The 16,242-nt window shown below is 46.5% G+C and carries 23 protein-coding genes; 4 read left to right on the forward strand and 19 right to left on the reverse strand.

Annotated features, from left to right (window positions below; translation table 11 throughout):
* Positions 1-41: 41 nt before the first annotated feature.
* The 16 genes from PSHG_RS07310 to PSHG_RS07395 all read right to left on the reverse strand — a co-directional run bounded on the left by PSHG_RS07310 (position 42) and on the right by PSHG_RS07395 (position 12,305).
* Positions 42-1,415 (reverse strand): DEAD/DEAH box helicase, encoded by a 1,374-nt coding sequence (locus tag PSHG_RS07310; protein WP_010271382.1) that lies wholly within the window; start codon positions 1,413-1,415, stop codon positions 42-44.
* Positions 1,375-1,668, reverse strand: a complete 294-nt coding sequence (locus PSHG_RS07315; protein ID WP_010271384.1) for a VRR-NUC domain-containing protein — start codon at positions 1,666-1,668, stop codon at positions 1,375-1,377. Before PSHG_RS07315 ends, PSHG_RS07310 begins: the two co-directional genes overlap by 41 nt.
* Before the next feature lie 290 nt (positions 1,669-1,958).
* On the reverse strand, positions 1,959-4,277 hold the full coding sequence (locus PSHG_RS07320) for a virulence-associated E family protein (RefSeq protein WP_010271387.1): 2,319 nt from the start codon (positions 4,275-4,277) through the stop codon (positions 1,959-1,961).
* Between the two features lie 5 nt (positions 4,278-4,282).
* Positions 4,283-6,232, reverse strand: a complete 1,950-nt coding sequence (locus tag PSHG_RS07325) for a DNA polymerase (protein ID WP_010271390.1) — start codon at positions 6,230-6,232, stop codon at positions 4,283-4,285.
* Positions 6,232-6,405, reverse strand: a complete 174-nt coding sequence (locus PSHG_RS30435) for a hypothetical protein (RefSeq protein WP_157213431.1) — start codon at positions 6,403-6,405, stop codon at positions 6,232-6,234. The genes PSHG_RS07325 and PSHG_RS30435 overlap by 1 nt, the downstream gene beginning before the upstream one ends.
* The gene (locus PSHG_RS07335; RefSeq protein ID WP_010271393.1) at positions 6,402-6,992 is read right to left on the reverse strand and encodes a nucleoside triphosphate pyrophosphohydrolase family protein; all 591 of its coding nucleotides are present in this window, start codon (positions 6,990-6,992) and stop codon (positions 6,402-6,404) included. The genes PSHG_RS30435 and PSHG_RS07335 overlap by 4 nt, the downstream gene beginning before the upstream one ends.
* Before the next feature lie 71 nt (positions 6,993-7,063).
* Positions 7,064-7,585, reverse strand: coding sequence for a DUF2815 family protein (locus PSHG_RS07340; protein WP_010271395.1), 522 nt, complete (start codon positions 7,583-7,585; stop codon positions 7,064-7,066).
* An 85-nt stretch (positions 7,586-7,670) separates the two neighbouring features.
* Positions 7,671-8,852 carry a DUF2800 domain-containing protein gene (locus tag PSHG_RS07345; protein WP_010271397.1) on the reverse strand — a complete coding sequence of 394 codons (1,182 nt, stop codon included), beginning with the start codon at positions 8,850-8,852 and terminating at the stop codon, positions 7,671-7,673.
* The gene (locus PSHG_RS29220) at positions 8,849-9,301 is read right to left on the reverse strand and encodes a hypothetical protein (protein WP_010271399.1); all 453 of its coding nucleotides are present in this window, start codon (positions 9,299-9,301) and stop codon (positions 8,849-8,851) included. The genes PSHG_RS07345 and PSHG_RS29220 overlap by 4 nt, the downstream gene beginning before the upstream one ends.
* A gap of 144 nt (positions 9,302-9,445) precedes the next feature.
* Positions 9,446-9,718, reverse strand: a complete 273-nt coding sequence (locus PSHG_RS31830) for an AbrB/MazE/SpoVT family DNA-binding domain-containing protein (RefSeq protein ID WP_010271401.1) — start codon at positions 9,716-9,718, stop codon at positions 9,446-9,448.
* A complete protein-coding gene (locus PSHG_RS26845; protein ID WP_026021233.1) occupies positions 9,715-9,987 on the reverse strand; it encodes an AbrB/MazE/SpoVT family DNA-binding domain-containing protein in 273 nt (90 codons plus the stop codon). Before PSHG_RS26845 ends, PSHG_RS31830 begins: the two co-directional genes overlap by 4 nt.
* Complete coding sequence (locus PSHG_RS07365) at positions 9,984-10,481, reverse strand: hypothetical protein (protein WP_010271406.1); 498 nt, start codon at positions 10,479-10,481, stop codon at positions 9,984-9,986. The genes PSHG_RS26845 and PSHG_RS07365 overlap by 4 nt, the downstream gene beginning before the upstream one ends.
* Positions 10,466-10,594: a hypothetical protein gene (locus PSHG_RS31690; RefSeq protein WP_262362339.1), complete on the reverse strand. Its 129-nt coding sequence runs from the start codon at positions 10,592-10,594 to the stop codon at positions 10,466-10,468. The genes PSHG_RS07365 and PSHG_RS31690 overlap by 16 nt, the downstream gene beginning before the upstream one ends.
* Before the next feature lie 163 nt (positions 10,595-10,757).
* Positions 10,758-11,135, reverse strand: coding sequence for a hypothetical protein (locus PSHG_RS07380; protein ID WP_010271408.1), 378 nt, complete (start codon positions 11,133-11,135; stop codon positions 10,758-10,760).
* Positions 11,136-11,862: 727 nt separating this feature from the next.
* A complete protein-coding gene (locus PSHG_RS07390) occupies positions 11,863-12,117 on the reverse strand; it encodes a DUF7667 family protein (protein ID WP_010271412.1) in 255 nt (84 codons plus the stop codon).
* On the reverse strand, positions 12,114-12,305 hold the full coding sequence (locus PSHG_RS07395; RefSeq protein ID WP_010271413.1) for a helix-turn-helix domain-containing protein: 192 nt from the start codon (positions 12,303-12,305) through the stop codon (positions 12,114-12,116). The genes PSHG_RS07390 and PSHG_RS07395 overlap by 4 nt, the downstream gene beginning before the upstream one ends.
* Before the next feature lie 84 nt (positions 12,306-12,389).
* On the opposite strand from PSHG_RS07395, the gene PSHG_RS07400 reads away from it, so the two are divergent.
* Positions 12,390-12,695 (forward strand): hypothetical protein, encoded by a 306-nt coding sequence (locus PSHG_RS07400; protein WP_010271415.1) that lies wholly within the window; start codon positions 12,390-12,392, stop codon positions 12,693-12,695.
* Positions 12,696-12,716: 21 nt separating this feature from the next.
* On the opposite strand, the gene PSHG_RS30440 is transcribed toward PSHG_RS07400, so the two are convergent.
* Complete coding sequence (locus tag PSHG_RS30440; protein ID WP_157213432.1) at positions 12,717-12,878, reverse strand: hypothetical protein; 162 nt, start codon at positions 12,876-12,878, stop codon at positions 12,717-12,719.
* On the reverse strand, positions 12,875-13,072 hold the full coding sequence (locus PSHG_RS07410; RefSeq protein ID WP_010271417.1) for a helix-turn-helix domain-containing protein: 198 nt from the start codon (positions 13,070-13,072) through the stop codon (positions 12,875-12,877). The genes PSHG_RS30440 and PSHG_RS07410 overlap by 4 nt, the downstream gene beginning before the upstream one ends.
* Before the next feature lie 302 nt (positions 13,073-13,374).
* Between PSHG_RS07410 and PSHG_RS29910 the strand changes: the two genes are divergently transcribed.
* The 3 genes from PSHG_RS29910 to PSHG_RS07425 all read left to right on the forward strand — a co-directional run bounded on the left by PSHG_RS29910 (position 13,375) and on the right by PSHG_RS07425 (position 15,465).
* Entirely contained in the window at positions 13,375-13,794 is a 420-nt protein-coding gene (locus PSHG_RS29910) for a helix-turn-helix domain-containing protein (protein WP_010271419.1), read from the forward strand.
* 30 nt (positions 13,795-13,824) lie between these two features.
* Positions 13,825-14,241, forward strand: a complete 417-nt coding sequence (locus tag PSHG_RS07420) for an ImmA/IrrE family metallo-endopeptidase (RefSeq protein ID WP_010271422.1) — start codon at positions 13,825-13,827, stop codon at positions 14,239-14,241.
* A gap of 78 nt (positions 14,242-14,319) precedes the next feature.
* On the forward strand, positions 14,320-15,465 hold the full coding sequence (locus PSHG_RS07425) for a site-specific integrase (RefSeq protein ID WP_010271424.1): 1,146 nt from the start codon (positions 14,320-14,322) through the stop codon (positions 15,463-15,465).
* Between the two features lie 48 nt (positions 15,466-15,513).
* Here the strand turns inward: PSHG_RS07425 and PSHG_RS07430 are convergent, their stop codons facing one another.
* Entirely contained in the window at positions 15,514-15,873 is a 360-nt protein-coding gene (locus tag PSHG_RS07430; RefSeq protein ID WP_010271425.1) for a hypothetical protein, read from the reverse strand.
* Between the last annotated feature and the right edge of the window lie 369 nt (positions 15,874-16,242).

Raw genomic sequence — 16,242 nt, forward strand, 5'->3', positions numbered from 1 at the left:
TACAAAGGCTATTAATAATGCCGCAATGCCTAATAGTGCTTTCATCTTCTCACCCTTTCGATTCTAGCTTTAACCGCCTGCATTAGCGCCTCTTGGCCGGTTTCTTTGCGCTCCAGAGCTGCCACCGTCTCTTCATCCATCGTATTTTCAGCTGCCAGTCTCAAGACAACGATTCGTCTAGTTTGCCCTTGCCGGTATACCCTGGCATTAGCTTGCTGGTAATACTCCAAACTCCAGATTTGGTCATACCAGACAACCGTCTGACAACTCGATTCCTGGAGGTTGAGACCGTGCCCTGCTGACTGTGGATGTAGTAGCAAAATCGGAATTTCGTTATTATTCCAGGCCCTGATATCTTCGTTCCCGTCAGCACCTTTGCGAAGGATCCGCGCTTGCGGGAAACGTTGTTGGATGCGGGCAAGCGAATGTTTAAATTCGTAAAATATCATGATCGGCTTGCCGTTCGCCGCTTCTATGATGTCCTCCAATGCGTCCAGCTTGGCGGTGTGAATCTCTTTGATACCTCGATCCTCGTCATAAACAGCGCCGCTTGCCATTTGTCGCAGCTTGTTGGAGAGTACTGCTGCTGTAGTAGCTACAACGTCCGCATCCTCGTATTCTAGCAGCAGATCCTTTTCAAGCTTCTTGTATAGGTCACGGGCTGCGGGAGTCAGTGGCACCGGAACGGTACGTTCCACTTTCTCGGGTAATTCAAGCCAATCTTCGGCTTTCATCGACACGGTTATGTCAGATATAGCATCATAAACGCGCTGCTCTGACTCCTCTTTAGCTTTCCACTCGTAAACGACGTGGCCGTTGCGCTGACCTGGCGTAAAGTACCGGTCACGGAAGCCTGTGACTGTCTTACCTAGTCGCTCCCCTTGATCTAAGAGGTACACTGGCGCCCATAAATCATGCAGACCGTTTGGGGCTGGTGTTCCAGTCAAGCCGATGATCCGACGAATCAATGGCCGGACTTTACGTAGTGCCCGGAAGCGCTGGGCCTTACTTGACTTGAAGCTGCTTAACTCGTCGATGACCACTGTATCAAACGGCCAGTGCTTTCCGTAATGACTGACAAGCCAGGGGACATTCTCACGGTTGATGATATATAAATCAGCTGGGGCTTCCAGTGCTTGTTCGCGTTTGGTCTTGGGCCCCAACACCTTCGAGATTCGCAAATGTTGCAGGTGATCCCATTTGGCGGTTTCTCTGGCCCAAGTGTCCTCAGCCACCCGCAACGGTGCGATGATCAACACCCGCTCCGAATCAAACAGGTCGAACAGCAAGCGTTCCAGTGCTGTCAATGTGATTACGGTTTTCCCTAAACCCATTTCTAGCAGCAAGGCAATCGCCTCGGTATCTATCACCTTGTCAATCGCGTAATCCTGATAGCGATGCGGTACGAATTTCACGGATGAACACCTCAATCCCCTCTTGGGAGTCAATCACCTCGACCGTGAAGCCTAAGCTTCTCAAACGGCGGTGCATTTTCTTCTGCAATGGCCTGGGCTCCTCGCCAGGTCGTTTCATCTCCACGAACACCGCTTTTCCGTCCGGCAAGAGGCACATCCGATCTGGCTTTCCATTCTGACCGATCTTCCAGCAAAGCCCCCCTGCTTTCTCAACGTCACGTACCAAACGTTTCTCTAAACTTGATTCCAGCATTGTAAACTCCTTTCTGGTCAAGTAACAGTAAATCAGTAAAATTCCCTTATGTGCGCGGGATCGCGGTTTAGGCGTGCTATATACGCTATTTCCCCTCTATATACTATTTTTATAGATTTAGGGTATATTTACTGTTATTACTGTTACCTACCCCCTCAAACCCTTGGTATGACAGCGTTGAGGCGGTATCAGTAATTCCAAATTTACTGTTACTTTACTGTTACCACTGTTACTTTTGAGGTATCAGTAATTTTCACTGATACCCCCACTGATACCGGTTTACTGTTACCTTAAAATTCATCCCTTTCAAATACAGTTTGTAATCCGTAGCCGGGTACTTTCGCTCTGTTTTTTCTTCGCACCCAACCTGGTGAGTTATTCAAAATATCAAGAATAGGTTTAGCATCCCAGGGCTGCATAGAACCCTTTTTATTGCCTAAACACTCGGTCCATACCTGGGCTGCACAGACGCGCTGCCGCTGTCCGATAGATTCCCCGGAGGTGTCAAAGTCTTCAGCATCCAGCCAATCGCGGATAATCCCCTCGCGAGAATCCGTCTCTAGATGTGCCGCTTGTTGCTCTTCTGCCGCTTTCCTTGCCTTGGAGTCAAGCTCCAAAGCCTCCGCCGCCTTGTACCAGCACAATACTTCTGCCCATATTTGGCTTACCTCGTAATCGCCCATATCGTCCCAATGACTTTTTTCAGCTCGATCCGGCACTACCTCAACGGGCCAAAACCGCCGGTTTCCGGTCGTGTCACGTAAAAACTCCTTAGTATTCGTGGTTCCAAAAAACACGCATTTACGCGGGAAATCCGACACCTGACGATCATAAGCAACCCGATAGCGGTCTTCCGTTTTAGATAGAAACGCTTTGACCTCTTCGACCTCTGTCTTCTTCATGGCTGACAGCTCCCCAATCTCGAACAACCAACCGCTCTGCAAATGCTCTCCCGCTTCCTTGTTTTCAAAAGTTCGTAAGGAATCGCTGAACCATTCCCGGCCCAGCTTTGCCAAAATGCTGCTTTTCCCGGCTCCTTGTGGCCCGACAAGTACAAGCATTTGATCAAATTTACAGCCTGGCTCATACAGCCTGCGAACAGCTGCCAGTAGCATTTTCCGGGTTACTTGGCGTACATAATGGGAGTCGTCAGCCCCTAAATAAGTAATGAAGATCCGTTCCGCTCTCTTCTCGCCGTCCCACTTTCCGCCTTCAATGAATTCCTTAATGGGGTGAAATTTATTCATATGAACAACCTCCGTAAACGCGTTCTGAATGGTCGAAGCCGTTGAAAATCCGTAACGTTTACCAAAATAGTGTTGTAGCCGCTTGTCATCAGCCCCTAACCACGGCTCGTATCTCCTATGTGGTCGCTCACGCCCTCGCCACGGCAAAGCTCCGCGGATGACTTCGGTATTGCCAAAGGAGTCATAACCTAGTACACCTTTAAACTCCCCGTTCCGAAGGATCAACTCCGCATTTTTGGCCGTTGGCAGAACGTCACCGGTCTTGTTGTGAGTGTCCAGCTTGGCTTGCCAGTCGTCGTCCTCTTCAAGCTCTAGTTCGTCAAATTCATCTATTAGTTCCGATAGCTTCGCCTTCTTAACTTCCGAATCATTGGAAGCAAACTCCAGCATGGCGAGATAGCTTGGGTGCTTGTTGGCAGGCGTCTTCTCCTTCAGGTTGTCGTCCAGATCGCGGTAACGGTGGATCCGGATAAGGTCAAAAAGGTTGTGACTCCGGCCATCGCTGACCGGGTCTGACTCCTGGTGTGAATAAGCTAAACCTTGATCCGGAAATACCTCTAGCCCGTTCGCGCTGCTACCATCTATATAGGTGTAGCGGTTCGGCATCGTGCCCGGTTCGTATTGATCAGAAAGGAACTTTTCTATCCCTTCATCTATGGAATACGTCCTGCAGAACACGCCGATCAGCCCAGGTTTGTCAGTCGGGTCCTGTGGCTTCTTGCCAAACAACCCTTCAGCCGTCTTCTCGTCCTCGTGCCGCGGCCATGAACTAACGTCCTTCCAGTCGTCGTATTCGTCTAAAATGCTATCAACGCTGATCGGCTCACCCTCAAACACCTCAAAGACTGGTTCGGCGTCCTGGCTGCAACTCGGCATGTACATGAGCCGCTGCACTTCAAAAGTTGTTTTGTCGAAGAAGTCCAGCCCGATTTGATCAGCAAGCTTGCGGCTTACAGCGGCATATTCGTCCTGATCCATCTCCCGGTCAACCGGAGCAATTAAACGGTATTTCGGTTTGTTAGGTCTGTGTGAGTGGGTAGAGTAGAGCAGATAGGCGGAGCCGCCCAGGACAAGGTCAGCAGCAAGCTGGAAATCTTCATCGGCGTGATCCACATCCAACGTGATCAACCAGCGGCATTCGATGTTTTCCTTTTTCCGCCGTCCGCCGCGGATAGAGCCGCCAACGAATGCGGGACCGTCTTTGATATCGAATTGCTTCGCCTTGGTTTGACGGTCGTACTGCGCCATGGTCTCTGTCGTGCGTCGTACTTTACGCAGCCGCTGAACGAACTCTTCCCACTCCAGATATTCATTTTTCCAGTGTTTATCAGATCGGTTCCGCCCGAATGAGATTTCTAGCATGTGCGTCAGTCCTTCATATAAAATTCCGTCTCAAAAGCATCAGCGGCAAGCGGCAACCCCGGAGCCCAGGCAATCGGCTGCCCCATGATGTCCGTAATCTCTTGCATACAGTCCCAGTCCTTCGGTTCGTCAAGCACAACTTCATCATGTACGTGCATCACAACATCGTAGCCCCGTTCGTCCAGGCGTAACAGTGAGACTGCCAAGCAATCCCTCGCAACCGCCTGGACGATATTCTCCACCAATTTCCCGCCATACGTGGAGAGCCGCCCCCAGCGCTTTGTATCCTGGTCCACGCCTTCATAACTGAGCTGTGTGCCACCCCATTTATTAGGCTTGAGCTTTGGCTTGTAGTAAGCTAGCCGCCGCTTTGAAGGTAGCTCTATAAATAAGAAGGGATCGTCAGGGATAAAGCGGAGGCCGTGATGCAACTCGATCACGCGCTTTTGGTCTACTGCATCTACTGCCGCATTGCCGACCTTATACCAGAACTGTTTAATCTTCGGGTTTGCATTGCGCCAGGCGTCAACTAGCCCTTGCAAGTCGTCCTCCGGAATGCCCATATCTAAAGCACCCATTTGGATCAAAGCACCTGGGCCGCCCTGGTAGCCAAGCGCCAGCTCTGCCACCTTCCCGCGCTGCCGGAGGTCGCTGCCTTTGTCGATCTGATCAATGGGAATGCCAAACATGGCGGAAGCTGATGCCTCATATATCTTGCCGTGCGTGTTGAATACATCTAGACGCCACTGCTCCCCCGACAGCCACGCAATCACGCGGGCCTCAATGGCTGAGAAGTCAGAGACGATAAAACGACTATCGGGTGAAGGAATAAACGCCGTCCGTATAAGCTGTGACAGCACACCGGACACCGAACCGTACAACATTTCCAGCAGTTCAAAATCGCCTTCACGCAGTAGATCACGTGCAAGCTTCAAATCTGCGATCTTGTTCTTGGGCAAGTTATGGACCTGTACCAGCCTACCCGCCCAGCGCCCTGTCCGGTTAGCGCCATAGAACTGAAGTAGTCCGCGCAGCCGGTGATCTTGACAATGGCCGCGCTGCATAGCCTCGTACTTACGGACAGATGTCTTGGACAGCTCCTTCCGAAGCCGTAACATTTCAAGACCTTCATCAGTCTGCAACTCTTCCTTGATCTTGGGTAAAGCGTCTTTACTCAGGCTGTCAATCGTGACCCCTTCATGCTCCAAGAACCACGCTTTTAATTGAGCTACACTGTTGGGGTTATCCAGGCCGGTTAACTCAGCGGCCTCAGCTGTCAAGCGTTCCTTGTACTCCTGATCGGCTTGAATCGCCTTTTGTACCAGATCCATATCAACGGCAATCCCACGATCTGCTATGCGCTGATCCAACTCCCAAAGCCGCTGTTCAAACGGCAGGATATCGTACCCGTCCAGTGCCTTACTGATAGCCCTCTCCGTCTCCACGTCCTGAATACAGTAAGCCTTGTACTCTTCCCATTTCTCCGGATTGTGATAAGAGTGATTGCGCGTCCGGCCGCCGTTCTTCTTGGTTGGTTTGCACGGTACAGAAAAGAACTTAATCAGGTTCTTGCCAGCTGCATCCTTCTGCTGCTCCAGCTTAAGGCACTGCGCAACACCTTCCAGGTAAGTAGGCAGCCCCAACATTAATGATTGAACAGCCGTACAGCGCCATTGACTCGGGTCAGTCTCAATGCCGTAGTGCTTGGCAATACAAACCCTCTCGAAGTTTGCATTGAACGCTGTTTTGATGACCTTATGATCAGTAAGTGCATCCCAAACGTCCTCCGGCAGCTCCTCCAGATCGGTCAGATCAACAAGCTGTACCGGCTCGTCATCCCAGGCATAAGCAAATAGTAAGATTTCAAAATCGGGTGCCTCAACATAGGGATAAACGCCACATTTGAGCAGATCCACGGAGGAATAGGTTTCAATATCAATTCGGAGCGTTCTCATCAGAAATCCTCCAAACGACAATCAGCGCAGCCAGTGTCTCTCATGTCGAACTCAGAGGTAAAATCATCTTCGTCCGTTTCCAGCTCGATGTCCTCACCGGTAAGCGATCTCGCTACAGCGTGCCGGAAACACAGCCACCGTTTCGAGGTCTCGGAATAGAGTTTAATCTTCATAGCACCTTACCCCCGTGCCTGCGCGGCCTCGTTGCATTGTAGGCCATCTTTTCGGCTATGGCTCGCTCTAAATCGATACCGTATTTATCTGCCACGTATTGCACGCTTCCAAGGCAGGTAGCCAAGCTCTTAAATGCGCTAATTGGTAATCCCCCGGCGAACTTAATCCACGACATTGACAAACAGTAATAGATGTGATTCAGGTGCTCCGGAAGGGAGGCATTGACATACCAGGATTCAAAACTTATATCATTGACCGTCTTGAATTTTTCATGAAGTTCCTCCCCCCATCCATACTTACCAGCGATATCAAAAATCCTGATGCAGACGTCAGCTAATTCCGAGGGGATTCCGCAAGGCTTCCATCGGCTGTTACGGTAAGTATCAGACCTAAGAACGTTCCCTTTACTGGCAGTAAATTCATACCAGACTTTTGTTGGAGCGTGACCGTTCCTGTGATCCTCCAGTGCTTCTGACACTTCCGAATGCACTAATACGATCAATTCCCCATACGTCCGCCCCTTCTCCCACCAACCTTTACTTACGGCGTTTTGATGTGCTTTTTCGACCAACTCTTTAATGTTCATCTATCTCACGCTCCCATTATTTTTGATAGGAAAGGGGACTCTCTCGAATCCCCTCTTAGATGCAATAATGATTAAAAGTCCTCTTCTTCGTCGTCGTACTCGTCGTCAAAGTCGTCCTCAGCTCTCGCACGTCCACCCAGCGGATCACCATCCGCCACCTTTTGAATGTTGTTCAGACCGCAAGCAATTCCTTTACTCCCGTCTCTGTCATATGGATAAAAGTTCAAGCTTAACCGAGCATAACTACCGGAATAAACTTCTGTGGAGTCAGTAATTTCGATCTTATCCAGATCAATGATTCCCGGTTTAGTGTTGCTGTTGGCATTCACAAAATAGTGACCTTCATACGCTTCATCGTCTTCACGATCTACATCGCCATCCCGGAGCGGCAGCTTGAGGTTTTTCGGCACCTTACCACCCCATTTACTTTTGCCTAGCTCCTTGGCAGCCTCAATGGCGTCCTTGATTTTTTTAACAGTCTTCTTATCAGATTTAGGAATGAGTACCGAAACGCTGTATTTACCATCTTTATTCGGTGCGAATACATGTGCATAGCTCAAACGACATTTTCCTGTGATCACTTTAGTTTCCATATTGGCAGTTCTCCTTTTATTTGAGTTATAGTATCCTGACGACATTCTTCCAGCCGCCATCTGATCAACGTAATAGTTTGCTATATCACCCATCCGCAAAATCCTCAGCAGCAGACGCTGCACTGGATATTTCCGGACGTGGGTCGCTCACTGGAGCCAGTTTTGGCTTGCCTGGTGGCTTTGTGATCAGATCCCCCATTAGGGATGTAAAAGTTTTCTTCCCAATGAGAGATTCCAGATCGGTTATGCCGCGAAGCTCCTGCGGCTTTAAAATTTGATCCTCTTTATACTTAGCATCCAGCAATACCATCCGGGCCTTCTCCTTGTCCGTAATGGTGCGGTTGCTCCGACCTTCAACCAGTTTCCAGCCGGGGAACCTTACACCGTGATTTTCAGCTTGGTTAAGTGCATACTTCGAGATATCTTCAGCCCAAGCTTTCAGTTCATCGGCCTTATGCAAAATTTCCCCGATTTCCTCCGGACTGAGCAGCGCTGGCTCTTCAAACTCATGTTTTGCCAGTTCTAAATTGGCTCTGGCCCGTGTCCGACAATGAGATTTTGCCCGGCAGAATTTGCACCAATCGCCCGCAGCATGAGGAGGACGTGGCAGAAAAACCTTTTTTGTAGCCGGTTTAACTTTGTCCTCACCCCAGGCCAGTAAATCAGCAAGCGGCAGCTCTTCAGTGGATACGTGATCCAAACGGGGCTGGACAATCGTCATTCGGATTGTTTCAAAGTCATACAAAAAGCCGTGTTCACTCCAAGCCCCTAAACCGTAGAGTCTTAACTGTGAATTATTTTCAGCGTCAACTTGTACGCCTTTGCCGTATTTAAGGTCAATAACCTCAAGGATCCCATCGGATATAATCACAACGTCACCAGTCCCGAAACCATCCGGAACCCAATCTGAAAAATCTAAACGCTGCTCCAGTAGAATTTGAGCGTCTTTGGTCCGTACCTGGGCTTCCGCGAACCGTTCCAAGACGATATCCACATAGGTTTGTACGTACTCCAGCATTGCAGGGCTGTAATACTCGCCCTCCTCATGTTTCTTGAGTTCGGCGCTATATTTGCGCTTGGTGATCTCACCTAACTGAAGCTTGAGTACCAACTCAGATAATTCATGTGCTGCTGTTCCTTCATCGGCGTAACTAGTAGAGTTATCAGGGAACAACTCCTCTAGCGTCACGCTACCAGGGCAAGCCATCCAACGATGGCTACCCGAAGCGGAGAGCTTAGCATGCTTCCTCTCTGCGTGACCGCTCATTCCGAATCCTCCAGAGCATGCAGCGCTTTAGCAAATTCAGCCCGTTTCTTCTCCGGCACGTTGGACACGGCTTTAGCGCCATATTTACTGAGCAGTTCCCGCACCTCTGCACGCTTGCCGCCTTTCGCCAGCTCAGAAGCTTTCTCTCGCAAATCCTCCACAGAAGGAATGTCGTCTCCTTCATCATTGCCGCTGTCATCCTCTGGATCGGTTTCCGGCTCCTCGACTTTACTGCTCTTTTCTTCCAGATCCTCCGACTGCTCTTCTAATTCCTCTTCCGGCTCAGCCTGCTTCTCTTCCTTCTTAGGCTTTCTAGTCTTCTGCTTCTTCTCTTGCTGGACCGGTTCAGCAGTGGAAGCAGACTCCCCCACAAAAGCAGCTGACAACGTTGCAAACTCCTCAATAGCTTGTGTTGCGGAATCTCCGTTAATTGTGATTGTTACTGGCATATCGCTCACTCTCCCTAGTGATTTCTTGGATACAGTACTTACAAACTTCTCTATCATTCCAGCTCATGAGGTATTGAGGCGGAACTTCTTGGCCGCAAACCTCGCACTCATCAGCCAATAACACGTTGGTTACTTTACTCATCACTAACAACCAGCCTGCCGACATACAGCAGCGACACACTTGCCACATATAGGCTTACTCATGACTGTTTGCAGCGGTAGACCTGCCTCGCCGCACAAATGGCAGCCAGGTGCGTATTTCTTAAGAATGATCCGTTCACCGTCCATGTAAATTTCTAGCGAATCGCCATCTATAGGACCGTCCGCTGTTTGAATCCCTAAAGTTCTGCGAAGTTCTACGGGGATAACGATCCTTCCCAAATGGTCAACGCGGCGTACAATTCCAGTAGCTTTCATCGAATGACCTCCCTTTTTAGTCGATTTACGCAGCGCATACAGACTTGTTTGCCTGTAGGCGTCATGACCAATTTGTCCTCTGTATCCAGACACAGCACACAACCGGGGTAATGCTTGCGCAGGACAAGCTTGTCACCGACAACAAATAAATCTAACTGGCTGCCGGGCTCGATCTCCATACTGTCCCGCATCACGGCGGGGACAGTGACTCTCCCGTGACGGTCGATTGTGCAGACGATGCCGATAGAGGTCAAATTTTTACGCTTCATGGCGACTCGCCGCAATTATCATTAATCACGCATACGTCAACGGACAGCTTTGTTACTGCTGGAAGATTAGGATTTACCTCCGGCAGATCGGACATATCCACACCTAGGGCAACCAAAGCGTTATAAGCTTTTTTTCCTGTTGTCTCGTTGGTTATGGCGGTGTTTAGTTCCCACTTCAATTGATCCAGCCCGTCATGGTAAAGCTTGATTTTGGGCTGGAGGCTTTCGCTAAGCTCATTAAACGCAGGCATTAAAGACTCGCTCTTAAACCTACTGTAGTAACTATCATTTAATAGAGCAGGCACGGCATCACTGAGAACATCCTTAAGAAAATGCTCCTTTGGATTACTGAGTTTATTGGCGTATATCATTGTTACTGTAGTGTAGTGGCTGAGTGAATCCTTACCAATCAATTCGATCCTTTCAGCCAACATATCACCGAACTGATCGGCTACCTTTCCGAATTCGGTCAAGTCGCCTAATAATTCATCCAATGCGTTCCCCATCGCCATCTTTGCAGCTTCTTCAATTTCTTTTTTAACTTTTCCTTTTTGTCAAAAATCTTCTTGTCGATGAAATCCCTCAATTGAGCTTTAGTAACGTTCATACTTCCTCCCTCTTGCCCTCTCAGCCGTTTCACGGTATACTGAGGGCACAATAGTGTGTTTTTCGATTAGCTGCCCTGGCCGGCGGCTTTTCGCGTTTTATTGACCGATACGACGTATTGCAGTATCACCATGCGTTCGTCAAAGGTAAATTCAAGCCAAGCCTTAGCGGTTACGTTCATTTAAGATTTCACCTCCCCCTGCTAAATGCTTAACTGCTTCCCAAGCGGCTTTGCCGTCCTCGTAGCCTAGCGCGGACGTCCCGCCTTCCGAGTGAAAGAAAACTCCTCCATCAAAACCACTAGTAAATCCAGTTACATAGCTGGGCAATAGATTTAATCTCTCGCTAGCTATGTAACTCCTACTCCTACGCAAACGAAACTGACTTTCCAACCATTCAATACCTTTTTCGGCTGCAAGAACTGCTGACAGGCCACAAGCACATTTGGTACTAATTTCAAACCAGCCATTTTGCATCGGCTTTAATCCAGTTTTTTCATATGCTTCCTTTACTTGCTCTGGAGCGATTCTATTAATGGTCATTTGGTGTTCACCTCCCCCATTTAATCGAGCCAGTACCCACAATAGACCTGATATTAGCTTTTGCACGTTCTATCTTGGCCTCTCTGTCACGTCCGGGAATTGTTTTGGGATATCCGTTTGCGGCTGCCATAATCCAAGTCGAAGAATCTACACTCTCTAAAGATGTACAAGTATTTAAAATCTGCTTGTGGTTCGTTCCCAAAACGTGAAAGCGAACTCCAGGCTTTCTATTAATGCATTTATTTATCCAATCAACTACTCGCTTCTTATCCTGAATTGGAACCGTACCGCCCAGTGCTATGAAATCCTCCCCTTTGGATTCGTACCAATCAAGATAAGAAAAATCACTACCGTAGTGGAATACTGGTATCGGATTAAAACCTTCCTCTCGCATGATTTGGTAGTACCTACGAGAGATACGGGGATTCCCTATTACGTCAAGAGTTATATATTTCTGAATGACGTGTACATTGCGATTGATGTAACCCATGTAGTCGATAAGGCTAATATTTCGCTCTTGTGTATATGCGCTGTATGCTCCACTATCTAGTAAGAATTCCGGCACATATCCAATCTCAGCAACGAAGTCAAGCAGTGATCGGTTCCTAAAGTAAAAATATGAAACTAATAAATGCGGTGGCCTTTCAGCCTTAATGGCTTCTAACTCTGCTGATTGTCGAGCCGATACAGCTAAATATTGCTTAATCGGATTTCCACCCTCCCTCTCCTAAATCGCTAATTCAGCCACTAACTCCTCAATTTGTTTGCAAATATCCTGCACCCATTCATCCTGACCTGCACACTGGACCGTGAAGGCCAGCTCCTTTAACTCGTCTAGCCTGCGCACCAACTCCAAGTTTCGGCGTAGCAGCGGCATGATGAGCTGCAGCTCCGTCCAGCCAATGATTAAGTTGCCGTGCTTGTCGGTAGACATGTAGGCAATCTCAGCAAGTTTACGGTGTACCGGGTGTATGCCGATCATTGTGAGTGGCCTCCTTGTTCTAATCTAGCTATCCAGTCTAGGTAAGCTTCTTTGCGAATGCGGCGGCTGTTGCCAGACTTAAAACTTACGATCTCCCCGCTAGTACAGCGCTTATAAACCGTGTTGGGATGCCAGCCTACTAGATCGGCAACTTGCTTCACCGTGAGGTTAGTAGGAAGATTGTTCATGAATTTTCTCCTTTCTATTCCCTCTTGATCTGATAAAATGGTAATTGACGCTTACCATATTTTTCTAAGAAATGAGGTCATTGAATGAGTGAAACAGGAACGGAGCGATATAATCAGCCTGAAGCATTTGATTATTTGACACCCGGAGAACAAGACCGCTTAACTAATTGGATCAAAGAAAATTTGACTTTCAGAGAATCGTTCAATAACAAGCACACGTCATATGGACTGAAGCATGTTTTTGAAAGAAATGGAGGGTGCTATGTCGGCAATGGAGCATTTAAAGGTGCAATGCTCAAGTGTGGATTCAAAGTTCAAGATACTTCAGAGCTAAACTGGGTTTTTAATGTTTCTGAAAAATCCAAGGCATTTCAAATGAAAAGAGAATAAAATTTCCACCTAAAACCCGTTTTAATTTGAGCGGGTTTTTATATCCTCCGTCACCCTTCTCAACTGTTCTAAATCCTCACTTAGTGCCTTCTTCATCAATTCGTTACTGTTCAATTTGCTGATATGAAGTTCCAAACCATTGCTAACTTCCTGTAACTTTCGGATGATTTGCTGTTGAGTCACTTCACTACCTCCTTCTCCATGCCAAGCATTTCAGCAATGATAGGCTTCTGCTTCTCGCCCCTTCGTGTACCCTTTAGAATCTCGGAAACGTATGGAGTGGACAAATTAAGTTTTTCTGCAATGTCTTTCAAGGTGATTCCTTTTTGAAGCATTAGTTTTCGTGCTTGCAGACCGAAATCCGAATATTTCTGCATTCTCTTAACCTCCTTTTACAAAGTTTGTAAAATCAAGCTATAAAGTTAGCTAAAAATATTGACATTTTTTAAATCTAGATTTAATATATAGACATAGCTAAATAAGACTTTAAAAAGCCTGTTGTGTAGTACATTTCCTTTGCTCCCCAGCGCGAAAATGTATTTGTAAAGGTTATATTTTTTATTGTCTTTTTAGCTAACCGAATAGCTTACCTAGAGTATATTAAAACTACTTTTAAATGTCAACACATAAATTAAAATTAGTTTTAACTTTTTGTAAGCGAAAGAAAGGAATCGTTGAGATGACCGCTTTTGATCGCTTAAAAGAACTTTGTGATGCACAAGGAATGTCGGTTAATAAACTTGAAGAAAAGCTTGAATTGAGTAAGAACACATTGTATTCCTGGAAAAAGAATACGCCCAAGGGGACCAACTTAATAAGAGTTGCCGACTATTTCAAGGTTTCCACAGACTATCTACTGGGTCGTACCGATGAACCCCATCTTGCCTCAAGTGACGCACCTGAATGGGCTACAACAAAAGATAAGCGTGATCTTGAAAAATACCTTGCCGATCCCCAAGGCTTGTTTTACAAAGGTATTGAGTTTTCTGAGGAAGACCGTGCAAAAATGTTAGGTATGCTAGAAGCAATGTTTTGGGAAGCCAAACGGCAGAATAAAGAGGTTTACAAAAAATCCAGACAGAAGAACATCAAGGAATGACAACGGTCTGGCCGGCTAGGGGGAGACAACTTGAACATAAGGCGTCGGGCCAGGAATTTACATCGAAAATATAGGACAAGTTGTCCCTTTACGATTGCAGGCAAGTTGGGCATAACGATTATGTTTCTAGACTTGCCGGAAAACGTAAAGGGCTATCAGGACAGGATACTCCGCCGAAAGATTATCGTTATCAACGGTAACTTGCCATTTGAAGAGCAACGGTTTATTTGCGCACATGAGCTAGCGCATTTTAGGCTCCATAAAGACCATAGTCACTACTTTATTACCCGGCATACCGGATTCTCCTTAGGCCGCTATGAGAACCAGGCTGACGAGTTTGCAACCCATTTGCTCACAGCTGCTGAGGATCCAGACATTGACGAACCATTAGAATGGTATTTGTCCCGCTGCGGTGTACCCAAAGAAATGAGTCGATTCATAATTTAAAACTTTTGCGCTTTCCAGCTGCAAGGCTGTTTAAATATACCTATTAACCGAACATATGTTTGAATGGAGGTTGTTGAAATGGCTAGTTTTAGGAAACGGGGATGCACCTGCCAAAAAAAGAAGAAGTGTAACTGCGGAGCAACATGGGAATTTAGAATTAATGTAATCGATCCTGCAACCGGGAAAAGACATCAACCGGGTGGGAGTGGATACAAAACTAAGCCGGAAGCAGAGAAAGCTGCAGCTGAAATGTTGACACAATACAATAAAGGTGATTTGTCAGCATCCGCAAAAATAGAGAATGTCGAATCCTTCATGAAAAAGTACTTGGATAATGTATTGAAAAACGAGATTGAATTGCAAACTTATGAAGGCAAAATAGCTATTATGGAGAATCATATTTTGCCGCATTTAGGTAAAATAGGATTGCAAAAACTTACTCCGATGCAAGTTCAAAATTTTATTAACAGTCTCATGGCAAAGAATTTAAGTGCAGGCACTATAATCAACATTATGCGATTACTAAACCAGACTCTGAATAAAGCTGTTGAGTGGGGATACGTTGTTAAAAACGTCGCTTCATTGGTTAGTAAACCAACTTATAAAGTTAAAAAATTCTCAGTTTGGACGAAAGATCAATTTGAGTATTTTCTGAAGAAAAGTAACTCTAGCCGAGTTTACCCATTTTATTTAATAGCCCTTACGTCCGGCATGCGACCAGGTGAAATAACGGCTCTATCATGGGATCATATTAATTTCAGGAAATCAACGATTCGAGTAGAAAGGACAACCGTGTGGACAAAGGAGAAGGGGATTTTTATTAAAGAAACTCCAAAAAACGATGCATCAAGAAGGACTATCGCAATCCCCCAAACAACCGTAAACTTTTTAAGGGAATTAAAAGTATCTCAGGAACCAAATGAATTGAACCTCATCATACATGGAAGAAAAGGGCCGATTATGTATAACTCCGTACTCAATCAAATCATGAAAGAGGACGTTTCTAACACCGGACTGCCAATGATAACGCCTCATGACCTTAGACACACTCATGCAACCTACCTATTGTCGCCTCCACCATTTGGACTAGCTCAAGGTTTGAAGGCGGTATCTGAGAGGTTGGGCCATGCAAAAACATCTACTACGTTGAACACTTATACTCACGTACTCCCCAATATGCAAGAGTCTCTTGCCGAGCAATTAGACCAAGCACTTAATCTTTAGTGGGCAAAAAGTGGGCAATGCGAATTTTCGCTGAAAAAAACCCTTATACTATCGGGCTTTTCTAATCATATTATAATTGGATTCGAACTGGACGCTGGCGCGCAAGGTGTTCTGAATGAGTGCAAATTCAAAATGAATTTCCCCATGGGTCCAGTGGTGCTTGCGTTTCAAAGAAGCCACCGCCATTTCAGTGAACATTCGAATATGCTCCTTGGATAAGCCTGTTTGCTTAGGCTCCAGCACACCGGATCGGCTCTCTACAGGGAAATGCCTGACTCCGAATTTCCCTACCGTATTTTGACGAATTTGAACAAATACAACTCCAGAAGATAAATGCATCAACTCTTCACTGATTTCCTTAAAAACTAGATCTAATTGCTTGGCCAGAGGAACCCGTTCTAATATCAAATAAACCCCTCCCTCGCTAAATTATGTAAAAATAAGAAAATTAAGCAAGACTTTAGACTCATTATACTGCGACCTCCGACTTAGTTCAACAAAAAATTACCAAATTCGCTCAATTTCTCAACGTGAGGATTGCAAAAAAGTCCAATACGTCAAGTCCCACAAGGCTGTAACACAAATTACTTGCTCTTTTCATGTGGCATACTGCCGGTCAAGCGAAGCATTTTTTCAGTCTATGGAACCAAAAAAACAACGAAAACAGGTCCCTAGACCTGTTTTTTGTGAGATTCTTTATAGACCGTTAGTCACTGCAATGCTATAATCCAATTATATACATATTTTTACACTCTTTGTAGATAGGAGGCTGTTACC

It is taken from the genome of Paenibacillus senegalensis JC66, assembly GCF_000285515.1.
Lineage (GTDB): Bacteria > Bacillota > Bacilli > Paenibacillales > NBRC-103111 > Paenibacillus_L > Paenibacillus_L senegalensis.

Bases quoted from the DNA above. Each gene is read 5' to 3' on its own strand.
- PSHG_RS30435 (WP_157213431.1), bottom strand. From the start codon at position 6,405: ATGAAGATTAAACTCTATTCCGAGACCTCGAAACGGTGGCTGTGTTTC.
- PSHG_RS07380 (WP_010271408.1), bottom strand. From the start codon at position 11,135: ATGACCATTAATAGAATCGCTCCAGAGCAAGTAAAGGAAGCATATGAA.
- PSHG_RS07345 (WP_010271397.1), bottom strand. From the start codon at position 8,852: ATGAGCGGTCACGCAGAGAGGAAGCATGCTAAGCTCTCCGCTTCGGGT.
- PSHG_RS29220 (WP_010271399.1), bottom strand. From the start codon at position 9,301: ATGCCAGTAACAATCACAATTAACGGAGATTCCGCAACACAAGCTATT.
- PSHG_RS07425 (WP_010271424.1), top strand. From the start codon at position 14,320: ATGGCTAGTTTTAGGAAACGGGGATGCACCTGCCAAAAAAAGAAGAAG.
- PSHG_RS29910 (WP_010271419.1), top strand. From the start codon at position 13,375: ATGACCGCTTTTGATCGCTTAAAAGAACTTTGTGATGCACAAGGAATG.
- PSHG_RS26845 (WP_026021233.1), bottom strand. From the start codon at position 9,987: ATGAAGCGTAAAAATTTGACCTCTATCGGCATCGTCTGCACAATCGAC.
- PSHG_RS07335 (WP_010271393.1), bottom strand. From the start codon at position 6,992: ATGAACATTAAAGAGTTGGTCGAAAAAGCACATCAAAACGCCGTAAGT.
- PSHG_RS07410 (WP_010271417.1), bottom strand. From the start codon at position 13,072: ATGCAGAAATATTCGGATTTCGGTCTGCAAGCACGAAAACTAATGCTT.
- PSHG_RS31830 (WP_010271401.1), bottom strand. From the start codon at position 9,718: ATGAAAGCTACTGGAATTGTACGCCGCGTTGACCATTTGGGAAGGATC.
- PSHG_RS07340 (WP_010271395.1), bottom strand. From the start codon at position 7,585: ATGGAAACTAAAGTGATCACAGGAAAATGTCGTTTGAGCTATGCACAT.
- PSHG_RS31690 (WP_262362339.1), bottom strand. From the start codon at position 10,594: ATGAACGTTACTAAAGCTCAATTGAGGGATTTCATCGACAAGAAGATT.
- PSHG_RS07390 (WP_010271412.1), bottom strand. From the start codon at position 12,117: ATGATCGGCATACACCCGGTACACCGTAAACTTGCTGAGATTGCCTAC.
- PSHG_RS07320 (WP_010271387.1), bottom strand. From the start codon at position 4,277: ATGCTAGAAATCTCATTCGGGCGGAACCGATCTGATAAACACTGGAAA.
- PSHG_RS07315 (WP_010271384.1), bottom strand. From the start codon at position 1,668: ATGCTGGAATCAAGTTTAGAGAAACGTTTGGTACGTGACGTTGAGAAA.
- PSHG_RS07400 (WP_010271415.1), top strand. From the start codon at position 12,390: ATGAGTGAAACAGGAACGGAGCGATATAATCAGCCTGAAGCATTTGAT.
- PSHG_RS07395 (WP_010271413.1), bottom strand. From the start codon at position 12,305: ATGAACAATCTTCCTACTAACCTCACGGTGAAGCAAGTTGCCGATCTA.
- PSHG_RS07325 (WP_010271390.1), bottom strand. From the start codon at position 6,232: ATGAGAACGCTCCGAATTGATATTGAAACCTATTCCTCCGTGGATCTG.